Raw genomic sequence first — 18,415 nt, 5'->3', positions numbered from 1 at the left:
GCAGATCGTGCCGCCCCCGGCCCCGTCAGGTCACAGGCCCAGGTCCTGGAAGGACTGGAGCGTCTTCTGCCACGAGGAGGCGGCGTCGTCCGTCTTCTCGACGTCCACGCGCTTGATGCCGTCCTGGACGGTCGTGTGGATCGAGAAGTAGTTCGCGCCCTTGAACGGCGCGCTGTCGATCGCGAGCGCACGGTTGACGAAGATCGTGCCGACCGGGGCGTCGTTGAAGAAGTCGTTCGTGAAGGACTGCACGGCGTCGGACTCCTGCGCCTCGAGCTGCGACGGGAACGTGCCCGCGTTCTCGAAGGCCGTCGTCTGCTGCGCCGGGTCGGTCAGCCACGCGGCGAGCTCCTTGGCCGCCTCGGCGTTCGGGCCGGAGGCCGGCACCGTGAGGAACGAGCCGCCCCAGTTGAGGCCGCCGCCGGGGAAGACGTCCGCGACGTTCCAGCCGGTGACGCCGCCCGAGCGCTCCTCGACCGGGCCGGTCATCCACGCGGGGCAGATCATCGTCGCGAAGCCGTCGTTCTGGAACGCGGCGTCCCAGTCGCCCGACCACTGCTCGAGGCCGGCGGAGAGCTCGTTCGTCGTCGACTGCTCGAGCACCGTGTCGTAGATGTCGATGATCGGCTGGTTGGACGCGAGGTCCTTGGGCGTGCCGTCGGACTCCTCGTAGGCGTTGTCGATCTGGTTGACCATCGCCTGCGAGATGGACATCGCGGAGTCGTACCAGGCCGAGTCGCTCGCGGCGACGAAGGTCTTGCCCGCGGCGAAGTAGTCGTCCCACGTGGCGTCCTCGCCACCGAGGAGCTCCGCCACGCCGGCCGGGTCGCTCGGGAGGCCCGCGGCCTCGAAGAGGTCCTGGCGGTAGCAGATCGCGCTCGGGCCGATGTCGGTGCCGTAGCCGATGAGCTTGCCGTCGGTCGTCGTCGCCTGCTGGACCTTCCAGTCCACCCAGCGGCCGTCGAGCGACGAGTCGGTGAGGTCGGTGAAGAGGTCGGGGTACTGCATGAGCTCCGGGAGCCAGTCGACCTCGATGGCCTCGATGTCCGCGAGGCCCTCGCCGCCGGCGGCGAGCTTCGTGGTGAGGTTGGTCCGCGCGTCCTCGGACTTGGCGGCCTTCGTCTGCTTGACGGTGACGTTCGGGTGCTCCGCGGTGTACGCGGCGAGGAGCTCGTCCGTGTAGCCGAAGTCGTTGAACGTCGCGACGGTGAGCGTGATCTTGTCTCCGTCGCCGGAGCCCGTCGCGTCGTCGTCCGAGCCGGAGCCGCTCGAGCACGCGGTCAGGGTGAGGGTGATGGCCGCGAGGCCTGCGACGGCGGCGATCGCCTTGCGGGGCCGGCGGGTCGTACGGGTGCTGCTCAGCACGGTGACTCCCTTGTCGGTGGGGCGGGGTCGTGGCAGCGCTCCCACCTCCAATGTGGTAGCGCTTCCACACAACGGCCTGATCGTGCGTTCCCGCCCGAACCCGTGTCAAGCCTGGGTCGGGTCCGCGCGGGTGTGGTCGCGCTCCCACCCGGGTATCGCCGCAGGTCAGGGCGTTGCGACGACCTACCAGTTGGTCGGGTTCTGTGGAAATCGTTACCGGTTCGAGACCGGTCGCCGGGCGGGCGTCGCCGGGTCGCCGATCAGGTCCGGCCCGGCGCCGCTCGGTCGGTGGTCAGCGCGACAGCCACGCGAGACCGGCGGACTCCTCGGCGGCGAGCGCCGTCCGCACGGCGTCGGCCGCGGCCTGCTCGATCGCCCCGCCGAAGAGCGGCACGTTGGCCTTGACCTCGCCGTCGTAGCGCTCGACCGTGCCGTCCCCCTCCGGGGAGAGCGTCACGGTGCCCGTGAGGCGCACCGGTGCGCCCGTGATCTCGAGCGACACCGTGCCCGACCGCTCGCCGTCGCGTTCCGGCTCCCAGGCCTCCGCCTGCCGGATCTCGAGACGACCCCCGACGAACGAGCGGACGTGCGCGGGGATCTGGTCCGTGGGCAGCGTCCGCCGCACCGTGACGGTGAACCCCTCGTCCGGCCCGCCGGTGACGTCGACCTGCTCGACGTGGGCGCCCTCGCCGCCCGAGCGGGCGGCGCGCCAGCGGACGAACTCCTCGTCCGCGAGCATCGCCCCGACGGCGTGGACGGGGGCGGGGTAGCGGAGCTCGACGCTCAGGTGCACGGGACCTCCTCGGGCCCTGCGCCGGCCCGTGACGGGCCGGCCGACGGGACGGCTGACGGTTCGGGCGACCGCGCACGCGGGCGCTGAGGGGACTCTACCGGTCGCGCCCCTCTACGCTGGGGTCCGTGTCTGCCATGAGTGACCTCATCTCCCGCCACGCCGACCTCAGCCCGGCGGACAACGAGTGGTTGCACCTGCTCGTGGGCGACTGGCAGGTGATCTCCGACCTCGCGTTCGCCGACCTCGTGCTGTGGCTGCCCACGAGCGACGGCAACTTCGTCGCCGTCTCCCAGTGCCGGCCGTCGACGGGCGCGACCGTGCACTACGACGACATCGTCGGGTCGTTCGCCCCGGAGGGCCAGCGCCCGCAGCTCGAGCGCGCGCTCACCGAGGTGCGGTCGCAGCGCTCGCGCGAGCCGCGCTGGTTCGGCGCGTACGCCGTGCGCGAGGAGGCCATCCCGGTGCTGCACTCCGGGAAGGCGATCGCCGTCGTCGCGCGGCAGACCAACCTCGGGAGCGGGCGCACGCCCAGCCGCCTCGAGCTCAACTACGTCGAGGCCGCGGACGACCTCATCGCGATGATCTCGCGCGGGGAGTTCCCCTTCCCGAACGCCGCCACCGGGCCGCGTCGCGGCGCGCCGCGCGTCGGCGACGGCCTCATCCGGCTGAACTCCGAGGGCGAGGTCCTCTACGCGAGCCCCAACGCGCTGAGCTGCTTCCACCGTCTGGGGGTCATCGGGCCGCTCGTCGGGCGGTCGCTCGCCGAGGTGACGGCCGACCTCATCGAGCACCAGACCCCCGTGGACGAGTCGCTCCCGCTCGTCGTCATGGGCCGCGCGCCCTGGCGCACCGAGATCGAGGCGCAGCGCGTCGCGCTGTCGCTGCGCGCGCTCCCGCTCACCGAGTCCGGCCAGCGCATCGGCGCCGTCCTGCTGTGCCGCGACGTCTCGGAGCTGCGCCGCCGGGAGCGCGAGCTCATCACCAAGGACGCGACGATCCGCGAGATCCACCACCGCGTGAAGAACAACCTCCAGACCGTCGCGGCGCTCCTGCGGCTGCAGGCCCGGCGCATGGACGTGCCCGAGGCGCGCGCCGCGCTGGAGGAGGCGATGCGCCGCGTCGCGACGATCGCGCTCGTGCACGAGAGCCTGTCGCAGACGCTCGACGAGGAGGTGGAGTTCGACGACATGGTCGGTCGCGCGCTGCGCCTCGCGGCCGACGTCGCCTCCGCCGACACGAGCGTGCGCACCGTCCGCACGGGGAGCTTCGGGCTCGTGCCCGCGGAGGACGCGACCCCCCTCGCGCTCATCCTCACCGAGCTCGTCACGAACGCCGTCGAGCACGGCCTCGCGAAGCAGGAGACCGGCACGGTCGAGGTCGCGGTCGAGCGCGACGGCTCGGCCCTGCGGATCGTCGTGTCGGACGACGGCGTCGGCATGCCCGACGGCGACGTCGCCCGCGCGGGCAAGGCCGCCAAGAGCGGCCTGGGCTCGCAGATCGTGCAGACCCTCGTGACGAACGAGCTCGGCGGCACCATCGAGTGGTCGCCGCGGCCCGGCGGGGGCACCCAGGTCGTGCTCGCGCTCGTGCTGCGCGACGGCAACCGCCAGGGCTGACCGGCCGGCACGACGGCGGCCGCCGCGCGGAGGCGCGCACGGCACGGGTCGCGGAGCGGAGGCACCGCACGACGACGGGCCACCACCCCGGAGGGTGACGGCCCGTCGTGCTGCTCGACGCCCGGAGGCGGAGCGGCGTGTCAGCCGGCGCGGCGTGCGCGCGCGGTGCGGCGCTTGAGGGCGCGGCGCTCGTCCTCGGAGAGGCCGCCCCAGACGCCGGCGTCCTGGCCGGACTCGATGGCCCACTTGAGGCACGTGTCGACGACGTCGCAGCGGCGGCAGACGGCCTTCGCCTCCTCGATCTGGAGGAGCGCAGGGCCGGTGTTCCCGATGGGGAAGAACAGCTCGGGGTCTTCGTCGAGGCAGGCTGCGCGGTGGCGCCAGTCCATGTTCGTCGTCTCCTTCGGGCAGAGGGGAGCCTGGTCGCGAGGTGATGACTCGTCGCTGGGCGACCCGGCAGGGGGCTGCCCGGGCCAAGGGCTCGAGGCGGGGGGTGATTGATGCTTGAACCAGGTTCACACCTCGTGAAGCACAGCACAAGGGGTTACGAGAAAGTTTCCGTCGCATGAATCGTGAGGCCTTCGTCACACGGGTGTGAAGCCGCAGGTCGGCGCGTACGCTGGGTGATCGTGCCCTCCCGCGAGCCCTCCGGAACCCCGCCCGAGCCCCGCCCGACGCCCCCGGGACCGTCGTCCGACGGGGGGTCGCGGCCGCCCGCGCTGACGGCGCTCGTCGCCGGGGTCGGCATCGAGATCGCCGCGCTCGCGGTGGGCGCCGTGCTGATCCTCGTCGAGCTCCTCCGCGGTGGTTCGCAGTCGTTCGGGGTGAGCGTCTTCCTCGTCGTCTTCGCGCTCGGCGTGGGGGCCGTGCTCGCCGCGAGCGTGCGCGGGCTGCTGCGCGGGCAGCGCTGGGCGCGGTCGCCCGTCGCGACCTGGCAGATCCTCCAGGGGGTCGTCGCGGTCAGCTCGCTCCAGGTGGGCGTGACCCCGTGGGTCGTCGTCGCGCTCGTGCTCGCCGTCGTGGTGCTCGTCCTCCTCATGCTGCGTCCCGTCGTCGAGGCGACCACGCGCGACGTCCGCCCGGCCGCCTGACTCCCGGCGCGCTGCTCGATTTCCTGCGCGCACGCCTGCGGCCCGGCCTGTTCGCCTGACGGCCCCGAAGGGCCGGCCCTGCCCCCGCCGTGGCCGACGCTGCGCCGGGCGCGGCTCTCGTCCGTCACGGGCGGGCGACCTGGAGCGGCGCCAGCCGCGCGCCCTGGACCAGCACCCCTCGGCCCGGTCGGGGTCGGCCGGGTTCGGTGAGCCACTCCAGCCCGTGCCCGAACACCTCGGCGCTCCCGCGTTCCCGCGGCGCGAGGACGATCCCGCTGCGCGCCCCGCGCAGGTCCGCGAGCGGACCGCGCAACGCCGAGGCCGCGGCGCCCGTCGTCGCCGACGCGACCAGCACGAGCCCGTCGCGGCACAGCGCCGCGAGCCGGTCGGCCTCCAGCACGCAGAGCTGGGTCAGCACGTCCAGGTCGTCGACCACCACGACCCCCGGCGCCGCCGCCCTGCTCGGGAACGTCGCAGCGCCCCGACCCGCCTCCAGCGTGTCGAGGAGTCGCGCGACGTCCGTCGGCGCGTACCGCCGCACGACGATCGCCCCGTTCCCGTTCCCGCTCTGGTTCCCGTTGCTGATGCCGTTCGTTCTCCAGTCGGTCGTCCCGCTCCCGTCCCGGTTGCCATGGCTGTTGCTGCTCGCCCTCCCATCTTTCGTGCCGTTCCCGTTCCCGCTCCTGGCCCGGTCGGTGGTGCGCGCGGTGCGCCCGGGGGCAGGCATCACCGCGCTCGCCAGCACGTCGTCGCGGCTCACGACCGCGCGGAGCGAACCGGTGGCGGCCGCGTGCCGTGCGAGCAGCGCGAGCGTGCTCGTGCGGCCGCTCCCGGGCGGCCCGACGACGAGCGCGCCCCGCCCGACGTCCATCCACAGCGTCCGGCCGTCGTCGCCGCCCCGGCCGACGGCGACGGCCCGGCTCTCCGTCACGTCAGCGGCGGCACGGCTGACCGCGACGTCCGCGATGTCTGCGACGGCACGGCCGACCGCGACGTCCGCGGCGCCTCGACCGACCGGGCCGCAGGTGGGTCCCGGGCCGGGTACGACGTCCGGGTCGTCACCGTCGGCCGCGGTGACCGGGCGGCCGGGGTCCGTCACGACGACGGCGGTGTCCGCGTCGATCCCGCCCGGCGCGAGGCCGACCACGTCGAGATCGGCGGAGTCGACGTCGTCGGGCAGCGGGTGCAGCAGGAAGGCGCCCCGGCGGGTTGGCGCCGGGCGCCCTGATCGTCCTCGCGCGACGGTCGCTGGCAGCACGACCTGGCACACGAGCGGGTCGCCCGGCCCGAGCCACACCGCCCGGCCGGGCGGTCCGCCCTGCCCGGCGAGCGCTGCTGGCACGCCCAGCGACACGTCGTCGTGGCGGTCGCGCGAGGCCAGCACCGCTCGGACACCGACGAGCGACGCCAGGCCGCCGACCGTCGGCCCGCTCGCGCTCACGGCGACCGCCGTGGGGGAGTCGGCGAGCACGTCCGCGAGGGCGTCGGCGCCGGCCCCGCCCGCGACGCCGACGAGCACGCCGCGCACGGCCTCGACGTCGTCCACGAGGAGGAGGGTGCGTCCGGTCGTGCGGTCGAGCCCCGCGGGTCGGGACTGACCGTCGTCGTGACCCGCCAGGAGCCGGAGGAGGCGGGCGACACGGCGCGGGTCGCTCCGGTCCGCGACCGTGCCGGTGCCGGGGTGCGCCGCGAGGTCTGCGAGCCCTGACCCGATCACGTGGACCGCCCAGCCGCGGTCGAGCGCGGCCAGCCCGACGGTGCGCAAGGTCGTGGTGCGGCCCGACCGGGACCGGCCCTGGACCGCGAGATGACCGTCGCGGGGATCCCAGCGGACCACCGTGCGGCGCTGCAGGGCCGGCAGGTCACCGAGTGCGACGGGCAGCGCGCGGTCGTCGGAGCGCACCGCCTCGCCGTCGACCCTGGCGATCCCGTCGATCCCGTCGACCCTGGCGAGCTCGTCGGGTCCGACGCGGGTGGGGAGGGCGGGGAGCCACGGCGCGGGATGCGGGCGCATTCCCGAGCGCGCCGCGACCTCGCGTGCCGCCGCGACGAGGAGCGGCAGGTGGTCGTCCGCCGAGCCCGGCGCGGGCCCGCCCGGGCCGTGCCCAGCGCCCCACGGGTCCGCGAGCCGCACGCGCGCCTCCGGCAGGGCGAGCGGCCCGCCGGCTCGTGCGCCCTGCACGGCCACCGGTGGCTCGGCGCCGCGGCGCAGGACCAGGCGCCCGGGCGTCGATGCCGGGACGCGGGCCGCGTGCGGCGAGTCGACGACGTCGCGCGAGTCGGCGACGTCCACGACCCGGAGCGCGATCCGTAGCGTGACGTTCGCCCGCACGTCGGCGCTGACGGCGCCCGCGGGCCGCTGCGTCGCGAGGACCAGGTGCACGCCGAGCGACCGGCCCTGCGCGGCGACGCGCAGCAGCCCGGGCACGAGGTCGGGCAGGTCGTCGGCGAGCGCCCGGAACTCGTCCACCACGACCACGAGCCGCGCGAGCCGTCCCCGGGGGAGGGCGTCGATGCTCGCGACGTCCGCCGCGGCGAGGATCCGCTCGCGCCGGTGCAGCTCGGCCCGGAGCCCGGCCAGCGCCCGTCCCGCGAGCCCCGGGTCAAGGTCGGTCACCTGGCCCACGACGTGCGGCAGCCGGCCGCACGCCCCGAAGCTCGCGCCGCCCTTGAAGTCGACGAGCGCGAACGACAGCTCGTCGGGCGAGCGTCCGAGCGCGAGCCCGGCGACGAGGGTCTGCAGGAGCTCGGACTTCCCGGCGCCCGTCGTGCCGGCGACGAGCACGTGCGGCCCGTCGCGGACGAGGTCGACGGCGACCGGTGCGCCCCCGGGCCCGACGCCGAGCACGGTCCGCAGGCCGTGCCCGTCCCGGCGGGCCGCGTCCTGCCAGCGCTCGGCGACCCACGTCGCGAGCCGGTCCGGCGCTCGCGGAGCGCCCAGCAGGGGACCGAGCGCGACCGCCGACGGCAGCGACCGCACCGTGGGGTCGCCCGGGTCGGGCTCGCCCGCACGGTCCCCGTCCCCGGCGCCCAGGCGGCCGAGGTGCTCGGCCGCGGCGAGCCGCCGCGCGAGGCCGAGCGCCCACCCGGCGCTCACGCCGACGTGCTCGCGCGGCGCCCGGGCTCCGTCGGGACCCGTGACGACGGCGACGGCTCCCGAGACGTCGACGAGCGTCCGGCACCACGCCGGGACCTGCGCCCGGTCCCCGAGCACCAGCAGCACGTCCGTGCCCGCAGGTGCGCACCGCTCCCACGCCCGGGCGAGCTCGCCCGCAGGCACCGGGCCGTCGACGACGACGAGGCCGGGCGGGTCGGCGGTGGCCACGGCGTCGAGCGTCCGGACGGCGCGGGCGTGCGGCAGCCAGCGGCACCACGACCACGCGGGCGCGTCCTGCGCCGCGGGCCGCACCGTCAGTGGCGCCCCTGACGCGAGTACCTCCACGAGCAGGGCCCGGGCCGCGGCGAGCGCGACGTCCCGGGGCCCGACGACGGCCACGCACCCGTCCGGCAGCCGGACCCGCGACGGGCTCGTCCCACCCGACGCCGCGACCGCCGTCCCGCCACCCGCCGCGCCCACGGACCCGCCCGACGTCGTGCCGACGGTCGTTCCCGGCGCCGCCCCTGACGACCCGGCGTGCGCCGAGAGAGCGCCCGCCGCCCCCGCCCCCGCCAGGTCGGCGACCGGGGCGAGCCGGGCGACCGTCGCCCAGAGCAGGACGTCGGCGGGCCGGGGGTGCAGCGGGTCCACCGGCTCGGTGCCGGGGACGGCCCCGACGTCCGCCGCGGCCCCGGGCGGCGCGGCGCGCTGCGCGACGCGGCGACGGCGCGCCTCGGCGAGCGCGGGACCGAGGACCGCGAGCGGCCCCACGAGCGCGAGCAGCGCGAGGAGCGGCTGGCGCAGCGCCACCGCGAGCCCGATCGACGCGACGGCCGGCACGAGCGCGGTCGCGAGCTGCGCCGTCCCGAGGCGGCCGGCCTCGACGGGACGTTCCGGACCCACGGCCGGTCCGGACCGCGGGCCGTGCACGAGCGCGGGCCGCGCGCGCAGGGCGTACGCGCGGTCGGGCGTCACCAGGGCGCGACCGTCGCGCCAGCGCAGCGCGCGCCACGAGCCCACCCGCCGACCGGCCCGGGCCGGGCGCGCACGGAGGAGGGCCGCGTCGTCGGGCACCCGGCGCGTGCCGCGCGGCACGCGCACGCGCACCCGGGGCCCGCGCCGCGTGGTGCGCCAGCGGACGTCGAGCCGGTCGACGCGGGTGCGTCCCCGGTCGCCGTGCCCGACGGCGACGAGCCGCCCGGCGTCCGGGCCGCCCAGGACCGCGACGTGCCGGGGCGCCGCGAGCACGTCCTCGGGCACCGGCCCGTCGTCGCGACCGCGCGGGTCCGACCCCGCCCGCACGACCGTGACCGTCGCCCCGGGGAGCAGCGGACGCGTGCCGCAGCGCTGGTCGTCGTCGACGGGGACGCCGTCCACGGCGAGCGGTGCCGTGCGCAGCTCGGGGCGGCACCCGAGGTCGGCGAGAGCGGGTCGCGCGTCGCCCAGGCGCGTGCCCGCGGCGAGCAGGACGTCCGTGCCCGGGTGGACCGTCACGCGCACCCACGCCCCGCCGTCGGTCCCGGGCGCGGGCGTGCCGCCCGGCGGTGCGCCGGGAGCGAGGGGCGGGGCGGGGGAGAGCACCCGGCGATCGTGCCCGACGGCGGTCCGCGCGAGCCGGGCACGACCGCGCCCCTGTGGACGGGGTTCCGTCCACAGGGGCGCGCGTCGGCCGACGGCCGGTGGGGCGTGTCGCTCAGTCCACGGCGAGCGCCGCGACGGGCGACGTCCGGGCCGCGGTGCGGCCGGGGACGACGGAGGCGACGAGCCCCGCGACGAGCGCGACCACGAGCACGAGCGCGATGTCGCGCCACGGCACGGCGAGCGACACGTCACCCATGACGCTCAGTGCCGTCGCCGCTCCGGCCCACCCGTAGAGGACGCCCAGCACGATCCCGAGGACCGCCCCGACGCCCGCGATGAGCATGCCCTCGATCGCGAGCATCCAGCGCAGCTGGGAGCGGCTGAGGCCGATCGCCCGGAGCGTCGCGGACTCGCGCCGCCGCTCGATGACCGAGAGCGAGAGCGTGTTCGCCACGCCGATGAGCGCGATGACGACCGCGACCGCGAGCAGCCCGACGATGACCCCGAGGATCGTGTCGATGACGCTCTGCATCGCCGCGCGCTCGACGGCGATCCCGGCGACCTCCACGGGCGTGTCCGACTCCACGACGGCGTCCTGGATCGCGGGGACCACCTGTGCGGCGGCGCCGGTGTCGTCGAGGCCGACCCACAGCCGGGACATGAGGCTCGTCGGGTCGACGGCGCGCGCGTCGTCGACGGTGAGCAGCCCGCCGGAGCCGATGCCCCCGGTGCGGACGACCACGTCGAGCGTCTCGCCCGTCGGACCCGTGAGCTCGGCGGTCTCGCCGTCCGCGAGGCCGTAGTTCTCCGCCTCGCCCTCCGAGAGGAGGACCGTCCCCGGACCGAAGGCCGCGAGGTCGTCCGGCGTCCGCACCACGGAGCGCGCGGCGTCGGGGTCGACCCCGTGGAACGACGTCTCGGTGCCGTCCGGCATGGTCACCGTCGCGGCGTACAGCTCGACGACGCGCGACACGCCCTCGGTGCCGGAGACGGCGCGCACGACGTCGGACGGCACGGGCTCACCGGTCGACCCGTACGCGTCCGTCGCGACCATGACGTCGACGGGGTATTGGTCGTCGAGCGCCGCGTCGAGCGAGGTGCGGGCGCTCGCGGCGCCGGTCGACATCATCGCGACGAGCGTGACGCCGATGAGCAGCGCGGTGCTCGTCGCGGTGGTGCGGCGCGGGTTGCGCAGCGTGTTCGCGGTGGCGAGGCGCGCCGTCGACCCGGTGCCCGCGAGCAGCCGGCCGACGAACGACACGACGGCGGGCAGCCAGTAGACCGCTCCGACGAGGACGCCCACGAACGACAGCGCGCCGCCGGCGACCCCGGCGAGGAGCCCGATCTCGGGCTTGTCGGTGAGCCCGAGCCAGATCCCGCCCGCGAGGACGGCGACGCCGCCCAGCGTGAGCAGGGACGCGACGACGAGCCGCGCGCGGCCGCCCCCGCGCAGGATGCTCGGCGCGTCGGCCGGGCGCAGCGCCTCCAGCGGGGCGACGCGGGTCGCGGCGCGGGCGGGCGCGAGCGACGCGACGACCGTCACGAGCGTGCCGACCACGAGCGGCACCAGCACCACCACGGGCGTGACCGTGATGGTCGCGGGGACCGGGACGCCCAGGTCGGCACCGCGCGCCACGAGCAGCGCGATCTGCGTGAGCAGGCCGCCCAGGACGATGCCGGCGAGCGAGGACACGACGCCGAGGATCGTCGCCTCGGTGAGCACGGACCGGGCGAGCTGCGCCTTGTTCGCGCCGACCGCCCGCAGGAGCGCGAGGGTGCGCGTGCGCTGCGCGACGAGGACCTGGAACGTGTTCGCGATGACGAGCGCGGCGACGAGCAGCGCGACGGCGGCGAACGAGAGGATGACGTAGGTGAAGACGTCCTGGTCGCCGGTCATCTTCCGCGCCTGCTCCTGCGCGTGCTCGTCTGGCGTGACGGCCTTCGCTCCGTCCGGCGAGGCGGCCACGAGCTCGGCGCGCGCCGTCTCGAGCTCCGTACCGGGCGCGAGGGCCACCATCGCCGACGAGTAGGTGCGGGCCGGGTCGTCGGGCGTGGCCTGCGCGGCCTCCCAGGCGGCGACGTCCTCGGCCGGGACGACGACGGCGCCGCCCATCTGGGCGTACGCGCCGTACGGGTCGTCGGTCGTCCCGACGACGGTCAGCTCGTCGCGGACCTCCGTGTAGTCGCCGCCGTCGGGCGCGGTCTCGTCCCACACGTTGCGCGAGCTCGTGACGGTGTCGCCGATCCCGACGCCGAGGCGCTCGGCCACGGCGGTGGGCAGCGAGACCTGGCCGGACGCGGTGGGCATCGAGCCCTCGACGACCTCGAGCGCCTCGAAGCGCGGGTCGGACGGCGCCGGGACGCCGAGCTGGAACACGCGCTTCGCACCGTGCGAGAGGTCGAGGTAGGTGAACGACGTGGCGTCGACGGCCTCGACGCCGGGCACGGTGCGCAGGGCCTCGACGTCGGGCGCCGTGAGGTCGTCCGGGGCGGACACGACGAGGTCGGCGTCCGCGTACTGCGCGGCGATCGAGTCGTTCGTGGTCTGGGTGATGACGTTGCCCGCGATGAGCGTCGCCGTGACGAAGGCCGTCCCGATGACGATCGCGACGCCGGCCGCGACGAGGCGGCCGATGCTGCGGCGCATCTGCGCCAGGGTGAGCCGGAACATCAGGCGCGCACCGCCTGCGACGCCGTCGGGGCGGGGCCGTCGGTGCCGGCGTCGAGCGTGCGGAGCGCGTCGAGCCCTGCGAGCACCGACTCGGGCGTCGGGTCGGTGATGTCGCCCGCGATGCGCCCGTCGGCGATGAGCACGACGCGGTCCGCGTAGGCCGCGGCCGTCGGGTCGTGCGTGACCATGATGATGGTGCGGCCGAGCTCGCGCACCGAGCGGCGCAGGAAGCTCAGCACCTCCGCGCCCGAGCGCGAGTCGAGGTTGCCCGTCGGCTCGTCGGCGAACACGACCTCCGGGCCGGCGATGAGGGCGCGCGCGATGGCGACGCGCTGCTGCTGCCCGCCGGACAGCTCGCTCGGGCGGTGGCTCAGGCGCGCCTCGAGGCCGAGCGTGCGCACGAGCGTCTCGAACCACGCACGGTCGACCTTGCCGCCCGCGAGCTCCACGGGGAGCGTGATGTTCTGCTCCGCCGTGAACATCGGCAGGAGGTTGAACGACTGGAACACGAAGCCCACGCGGTCGCGGCGCAGCTGCGTGAGCGCGTTGTCGTTGAGGCCCGTGACCTCGGTGTCCCCGATGAAGGCGTGCCCGCTCGTCGCGGTGTCGAGGCCCGCGAGCAGGTGCATGAGCGTCGACTTGCCCGAGCCCGACGGCCCCATGATGGCCGTGAAGTGCCCGCGCTCGAAGTCCACGTCGACGCCGTCGAGCGCGTGCACCGCCGCCTCGCCCGTGCCGTAGGTCTTGCGCAGCGTGCGGGCCCGCACCGCGGGCGGGCCGGCGGGGGCCGGGTCGGTGGGTCGGTACACGGTCGTGTCCACGTCGTCTCCTGGTTCGTCGTGCCGCACGCGGACCGGTGGTCACGGGCGTGCGTCGGGATCGTGGACGACGCTACGGAGCAGGCCCGGCCCGCCGCGTCCGGCGACGGTCGGGTCATGGCCGCGGGCCGGGTCATCCTCTGGTCGTAGGAGTGCCCCGCCCAGGGTGGACACGACGACGCCCCACCGGTCGGGGACCGGTGGGGCGCGGGCGGAGCGGGTCAGGCGCCGGGGCGCACGAGCCCCGTCTCGTAGGCCGTCACGACGGCCTGCACGCGGTCGCGCGCGCTGAGCTTGGCGAGGATGCGCCCGACGTGCGTCTTGACCGTCGCCTCGGCGACGAACAGGTCGCTCGCGATCTCGGTGTTGGAGCGGCCGCGCGCCATGAGCACGAGCACCTCGCGCTCGCGCTCGGTGAGGCCCTCGACGGCCGCGTGCGCGGGCGAGTCCTGGACCTGCTCGGCGGGCAGCGCCGTCACGAGGTGCTCGAGCAGGCGCCGCGTGGACGACGGCGCGATGACCGCGTCGCCGCGGTGCACCGTGCGGATCGCGGCCAGCATCTCCTCGGGCGGCGCGTCCTTGAGCAGGAAGCCGCTCGCGCCCGAGCGGATGGCCTCGAGCACGTACTCGTCGAGGTCGAACGTCGTGAGGACGATGACCTTGGGGGCGTGCGCGCCGGCGGCCGCCGCCGCGGTGAGGCGGGCCGTCGTCTGGAGCCCGTCGAGGTGCGGCATGCGCACGTCCATGAGCACGACGTCGACCGGGTGGTCCGCGAGCAGGCGCAGCGCCTGGAGCCCGTCGCCCGCCTCGACGGCGACCGTGAGGTCGGGCTGGGAGTCGATCACCATGCGGAAGCCCGCGCGCACGAGCTGCTGGTCGTCGACGAGCGCGATGCGCACGGGGGCGTGCGGCTCGGTGGCGTACGCGTCGCCGGGCACGGGGAGAGCGTCGGTCATGGTGTCCTGTCGGTCGGTCCGGTCGGAGGGCTCGCGCGCGGGTCAGGTGGGCGGCGGGGGCGGGGCGAACAGGCCCGGCGCCGGTCCCGTGGCCGTCCTGCCCGGTCCCATCCTGCCCGACGGTCCCGACCTGCCCGGCAGCGCGGGCCCCGACGGCACGGGGCCCGGCGGCACAGGTCCCGACGGCGCAGGTCCCGACGGCACGGGGCCGGGCGGCGCGGGCGCGCGACCGGGGACCGGCGGCACGGGCAGGCGCAGGTGCACGCGGAACCCGCCGCCCGCGCGCGGCCCCACCTGGACGGACCCGCCGAAGAGCGCGGCCCGCTCGCGCATGCCGAGCACGCCGTACCCGCCGGAGCGGGCGTCCTGCCGGGCCTCCGCCGCGCTGGAGGCGCCCCGGCCGTCGTCCTCGACCTCGAGGTCGAGGGTCGTGGCGCCCCACCGCACGACGACCGTGACCTCCGGGTCCGGTCCCGCGTGCTTGAGGACGTTCGTGAGCGCCTCCTGGCAGACGCGGTAGACCGTGAGCCCGGCCCCGGGCGGCAGGGTGCGCGCCTCGCCCACGCGCACGAACGACACGCGCATCCCGCTGTCGCGCACCTGGGCGACGAGGCTCTCGAGGTCGGCGGCGTCGGGCTGCGGCGCGCGCTCGAGCGCGGCCGGCGCGGGGTTCCCCGGAAGCTGCTGCGTGGCCGCGCCGGGTCCGGACGGCGAGCCCGGGCCGGGGACGCCCCCGCGCCCCGCGGGCAGCGCCAGGGTGCCCGCGGGCCCGACGGCGGCCCCCGGCGCGGGTGGGCGGGGCGGCTCCGACCGCAGCACGCCGAGCAGACGCCGCATGTCGGCCAGGGCGGTGCGGCCCGTCTCCGAGACGGTCGCGAGCGCGCGGGCCGCGGCGTCGGGGTCGTTGGCGGCGGCGTACCGGCCGCCGTCGGCCTGAGCGATGATGACGGACAGCGAGTGGGCCACGATGTCGTGCATCTCGCGGGCGATGCGCGCCCGCTCGGCGGCGGTCGCGATCTGGGCCTGCTGGTCGCGCTCGACCTCGAGGCGCTCGGCGCGGTCGACGAGCGCGGCGATCGTCTCGCGCCGGGACCGCCGCACGAGGCCGAACGCCCAGACGGCGAGGAACGTCATCCCGCCGAACGCGGACGTGAGGAACACCATGAGCGCGAGGTCGGTGAGCCGGCCCGACAGCAGCCCGAGCGCGACGCCCAGGACCACCGCGCCGACGAGCGAGGCGACGATCGCGGTGCGGTGCGCCCAGCGCGGCCCGTAGACCGTGACCGAGTAGAGCGCGACGAGCACGGCGAAGTCGGCGGGGAAGATGAGGAGGTAGCCCGCGAGCAGGTGCACGAGCGCGACCGAGTACACCGTGACCGCCGACGCGAGCGGGTGCGAGCGTCGCCAGGGGAGCGGCGCGAGGAGCAGCACGGCCCAGAACGCGGCCCAGCCGCCGCTCGTGCCGACGCCGCTCGCGCCCGACGCGGAGAACGCCGCCGACGCGGGCACGAACACCACCGCGAGGACGAGCGTGACGGTGAGGTCCACACCGAAGCGGTGCTCGTCGGACCACTGCCCGAGGCGCTCGTACCAACCCATGCGTCCAGCGTAGGCAGCGGGTGGTCGCGCGGCGTCCGACCAGGGTCGCAGAGTTCACCGGGCACGATGGGACCGAAGTCGTACTGATGCCCTAGCATGAGCGAATGACCCACGTACTGCTAGCGGAGGACGACCCGGCGATTGCCGAACCTTTGGCGCGCGCACTGACACGTGAGGGTTACAACGTCGTCGTCCAAGGAACTGGTCAAGGGGCGATCGACTCGGCCAGCGGTGCGGACATCGTGGTGCTCGATCTGGGCCTTCCGGACATGGACGGCCTCGACGTCGCACGCGAGATCCGTCACAAGGGCCTGACCACGCCCGTGCTCGTGCTCACCGCGCGCGCCGACGAGGTCGACCTCGTCGTGGGGCTCGACGCGGGCGCCGACGACTACGTCACCAAGCCGTTCCGCCTCGCGGAGCTCCTCGCCCGGGTCCGGGCGCTCCTGCGCCGCTCGCACGGCGAGCAGGTCGACGAGGAGGAGCTCGCGGCGCAGGACGTCCGCATCGACGTCTCCGCGCACCGGGCGTTCCAGGGCGAGCGCGAGCTCCACCTGACCACCAAGGAGTTCGAGCTGCTGCGCGTGCTCGTCGCGAGCGCGGGCTCGGTCGTCGTCCGCGACGCCCTGATGCGCGACGTGTGGGGCTCGGAGCCCGTCGGCTCGACGAAGACGCTCGACATGCACGTGTCGTGGCTGCGCCGCAAGCTCGGCGACGACGCCAACGCGCCGCGCTACATCTCGACCGTCCGGGGCCTCGGATTCCGCTTCGAGACCGGCGAGAGCTGACCGTCCCCTGACGGGACGAGGGACACGGGGAGCGAGGAGCAGCGTGCGGCGTCGGATGCTGCAGGCGACGGTGGCGGCCGTGGCCGTCGCCGTGATCCTCCTCGGGTTCCCCCTCGCCTTCTACGGGGCCCGGTTCGTGCTCCAGGGCGAGGTCGACGACGTCTCCTCGCGCGTGGAGCGCCTCTCCCGGTCCATCGACGCGCGCCTCGCGGCGGGCGACGAGATCCCCGACTACGTCATCGAGGACGCGGTCCAGCCCCGCGCGAGCGACCCGCCGGCGCACGTCTACGTCGCGCTGCCCGACGGCACGGTGCTCACGGCGGGCGACGAGGTCACCGGCCGCGAGATCGAGCAGCCCCTGCACTCCGACTCGGGCGCGCTCGTGACCCTCACCGTCTCCTACTGGGACGCCTATCTCCAGGCCGCGCAGGTCGTGCTGCTCGTCGTGGCCGCGGCGATCGTCGCGTTCGCCGCGGGCATCGGGATGGCGGTGTGGCAGGCGAACCGCATCGCCGCGCCGCTCGTGTACCTCGCGGCGTCGGCGGAGCAGCTCGGCTCGGGGCAGGTGCGCCCACGGCTCGAACCCTCGGGCGTCGAGGAGATCGACCTCGTCGCCGCCGAGCTCGCGCGCAGCTCCGACCGGCTCGCGGGCCGGCTCGCCGCGGAGCGCCAGTTCGCGGCCGACGCGTCGCACCAGCTCCGCACGCCCCTCACGGCCCTGAGCATGCGGCTCGAGGAGATCTCCCTCGCATCGGACGACCCGGCCGTCCAGGAGGAGGCGCGGATCTCCCTCGAGCAGGTCGAGCGGCTGGTCGGGGTCGTCGACGACCTCCTCGCGTCGTCCCGGCGCGCGCAGGGCGGGACGACGGAGGCGGTGAGCCTGCTCGACGTCGTGCACCAGCAGGAGGAGGAGTGGGTGCCGACGTTCGCGAAGGCGGGGCGCCGCCTCGTCGTCGACGTGCCCCCCGAGTACCAGGTGCTCGCGACGCCCGGCGCGCTCGCGCAGGTGCTGGCCACGCTCATCGAGAACTCCCTCAAGCACGGCGGCGGCACGACGACGGTCCGCGCCCGCCCGTCCGGCACGAGCGGCGCCATCGTCACCGAGGTGTCCGACGAGGGCGCGGGCGTCCCCGACGACCTCGCGCCGCGCATCTTCGAGCGCGAGGTCACCTCGGGCGCGGGGACCGGCCTCGGCCTCGCGCTCGCCCGGGACCTCGCGGCGTCCGACGGCGGTCGCCTGGAGCTCGCGCAGCGTCGGCCCGCGGTCTTCGCGCTCTTCCTCGCAGGGGTGCCGCGACGCCTCGACCCGCGCGTCGTGCTGCCGACCGGGACGGCGGTCGCCGCCGGCGGCCGGCGGCGGCGCCGACGCGGCTGACACGTCCGGGACGCGTGCGGCTCAGTCGGTCCGCACGTCCGTGGTGGGGCGAGGGGCGTCGTCCGTGGGTCCCGTGGGGGGCTCGACGTCGGGGCGGTCTCCCGTGAACACGAGGTGGCGGTACGCCACGTAGCGGAACGCCGTGCCCAGGGCGAGCCCCACGACGTTCGCCGAGACGTTCTTGGCGAGCGGCGACGTCAGCCCGAGCGCGTACGTCGAGATCGCGAGGCACCCCACGGCGATGAGCATGCCGCCCACGTTGACGACGACGAACGCGGCGAGCTCGCGCCCGCGCGACTGCGTGCGCCGGTCCGAGAACGTCCAGTACCGGTTGCCGACCCACGCCACGAGCGTCGCGACGGCGACGGAGACGATCTTCGCGGTGAGCGGCTTGTGCCCGAGCAGCTCGCCCGGGCCGAAGCTGAGCAGGTTGAACAGGCCCAGGTCGACGACGTACGCGAGCGCGCCGACCGACCCGAACTTCGCGAGCTCGCGGACCCGCGCCAGCACGCGCTCGCGGCGCGACCCGGACGTCGCGGACGTCTCCGCTCGCCGGTCCAGGTCGCTCACCACCCCTCGAGGCTACCGGCCGGTCCTGGGCCCCGCCCGGGTGCCGTCCGCCGTCCGTCCGACGGGCGGTCGGGGGAGGGCCGCCCCGCGGCCAG

At 75.9% G+C, this 18,415-nt stretch carries 13 protein-coding genes; 4 read left to right on the top strand and 9 right to left on the bottom strand.

Going from position 1 to position 18,415, the window contains the following annotated elements; all coding sequences use genetic code 11:
• Window positions 1-30 precede the first annotated feature (30 nt).
• Both B9L22_RS14015 and B9L22_RS14010 read right to left on the bottom strand, forming a co-directional pair.
• A complete protein-coding gene (locus tag B9L22_RS14015) occupies window positions 31-1,365 on the bottom strand; it encodes an ABC transporter substrate-binding protein (protein WP_086150842.1) in 1,335 nt (444 codons plus the stop codon).
• 292 nt (window positions 1,366-1,657) lie between these two features.
• Window positions 1,658-2,158: a DUF2505 domain-containing protein gene (locus B9L22_RS14010; protein ID WP_086150841.1), complete on the bottom strand. Its 501-nt coding sequence runs from the start codon at window positions 2,156-2,158 to the stop codon at window positions 1,658-1,660.
• Window positions 2,159-2,292: 134 nt separating this feature from the next.
• On the opposite strand from B9L22_RS14010, the gene B9L22_RS14005 reads away from it, so the two are divergent.
• Window positions 2,293-3,774 carry a sensor histidine kinase gene (locus B9L22_RS14005; protein ID WP_085387501.1) on the top strand — a complete coding sequence of 494 codons (1,482 nt, stop codon included), beginning with the start codon at window positions 2,293-2,295 and terminating at the stop codon, window positions 3,772-3,774.
• Window positions 3,775-3,914: 140 nt separating this feature from the next.
• On the opposite strand, the gene B9L22_RS14000 is transcribed toward B9L22_RS14005, so the two are convergent.
• Complete coding sequence (locus tag B9L22_RS14000) at window positions 3,915-4,163, bottom strand: WhiB family transcriptional regulator (protein ID WP_021481972.1); 249 nt, start codon at window positions 4,161-4,163, stop codon at window positions 3,915-3,917.
• Between the two features lie 240 nt (window positions 4,164-4,403).
• On the opposite strand from B9L22_RS14000, the gene B9L22_RS13995 reads away from it, so the two are divergent.
• Window positions 4,404-4,865 carry a hypothetical protein gene (locus tag B9L22_RS13995; RefSeq protein ID WP_228485038.1) on the top strand — a complete coding sequence of 154 codons (462 nt, stop codon included), beginning with the start codon at window positions 4,404-4,406 and terminating at the stop codon, window positions 4,863-4,865.
• Between the two features lie 124 nt (window positions 4,866-4,989).
• Here B9L22_RS13995 and B9L22_RS13990 read toward each other — a convergent pair whose 3' ends face one another.
• The 5 genes from B9L22_RS13990 to B9L22_RS13970 all read right to left on the bottom strand — a co-directional run bounded on the left by B9L22_RS13990 (window position 4,990) and on the right by B9L22_RS13970 (window position 15,587).
• Entirely contained in the window at window positions 4,990-9,543 is a 4,554-nt protein-coding gene (locus tag B9L22_RS13990) for an FtsK/SpoIIIE domain-containing protein (RefSeq protein ID WP_086150840.1), read from the bottom strand.
• A gap of 112 nt (window positions 9,544-9,655) precedes the next feature.
• Window positions 9,656-12,190 carry an ABC transporter permease gene (locus B9L22_RS13985; protein ID WP_233140132.1) on the bottom strand — a complete coding sequence of 845 codons (2,535 nt, stop codon included), beginning with the start codon at window positions 12,188-12,190 and terminating at the stop codon, window positions 9,656-9,658.
• 23 nt (window positions 12,191-12,213) lie between these two features.
• Window positions 12,214-13,035, bottom strand: a complete 822-nt coding sequence (locus B9L22_RS13980; RefSeq protein WP_021482458.1) for an ABC transporter ATP-binding protein — start codon at window positions 13,033-13,035, stop codon at window positions 12,214-12,216.
• 218 nt (window positions 13,036-13,253) lie between these two features.
• Window positions 13,254-13,988 (bottom strand): response regulator transcription factor, encoded by a 735-nt coding sequence (locus B9L22_RS13975; protein WP_086150838.1) that lies wholly within the window; start codon window positions 13,986-13,988, stop codon window positions 13,254-13,256.
• 42 nt (window positions 13,989-14,030) lie between these two features.
• Window positions 14,031-15,587 (bottom strand): sensor histidine kinase, encoded by a 1,557-nt coding sequence (locus B9L22_RS13970; RefSeq protein ID WP_086150837.1) that lies wholly within the window; start codon window positions 15,585-15,587, stop codon window positions 14,031-14,033.
• 104 nt (window positions 15,588-15,691) lie between these two features.
• Between B9L22_RS13970 and B9L22_RS13965 the strand changes: the two genes are divergently transcribed.
• Window positions 15,692-16,375 carry a response regulator transcription factor gene (locus tag B9L22_RS13965; RefSeq protein ID WP_031316534.1) on the top strand — a complete coding sequence of 228 codons (684 nt, stop codon included), beginning with the start codon at window positions 15,692-15,694 and terminating at the stop codon, window positions 16,373-16,375.
• Between the two features lie 43 nt (window positions 16,376-16,418).
• Entirely contained in the window at window positions 16,419-17,750 is a 1,332-nt protein-coding gene (locus B9L22_RS13960; RefSeq protein ID WP_086150836.1) for an ATP-binding protein, read from the top strand.
• A 21-nt stretch (window positions 17,751-17,771) separates the two neighbouring features.
• Here the strand turns inward: B9L22_RS13960 and B9L22_RS13955 are convergent, their stop codons facing one another.
• Window positions 17,772-18,323: a GtrA family protein gene (locus B9L22_RS13955; RefSeq protein WP_369824839.1), complete on the bottom strand. Its 552-nt coding sequence runs from the start codon at window positions 18,321-18,323 to the stop codon at window positions 17,772-17,774.
• Window positions 18,324-18,415: the final 92 nt, after the last annotated feature.

It is taken from the genome of Cellulosimicrobium sp. KWT-B, assembly GCF_002127155.1.
GTDB lineage: Bacteria > Actinomycetota > Actinomycetes > Actinomycetales > Cellulomonadaceae > Cellulosimicrobium > Cellulosimicrobium funkei.
Note: the sequence above shows the minus strand (reverse complement) of the source record. Positions and strands in the feature narration are given on the sequence as shown.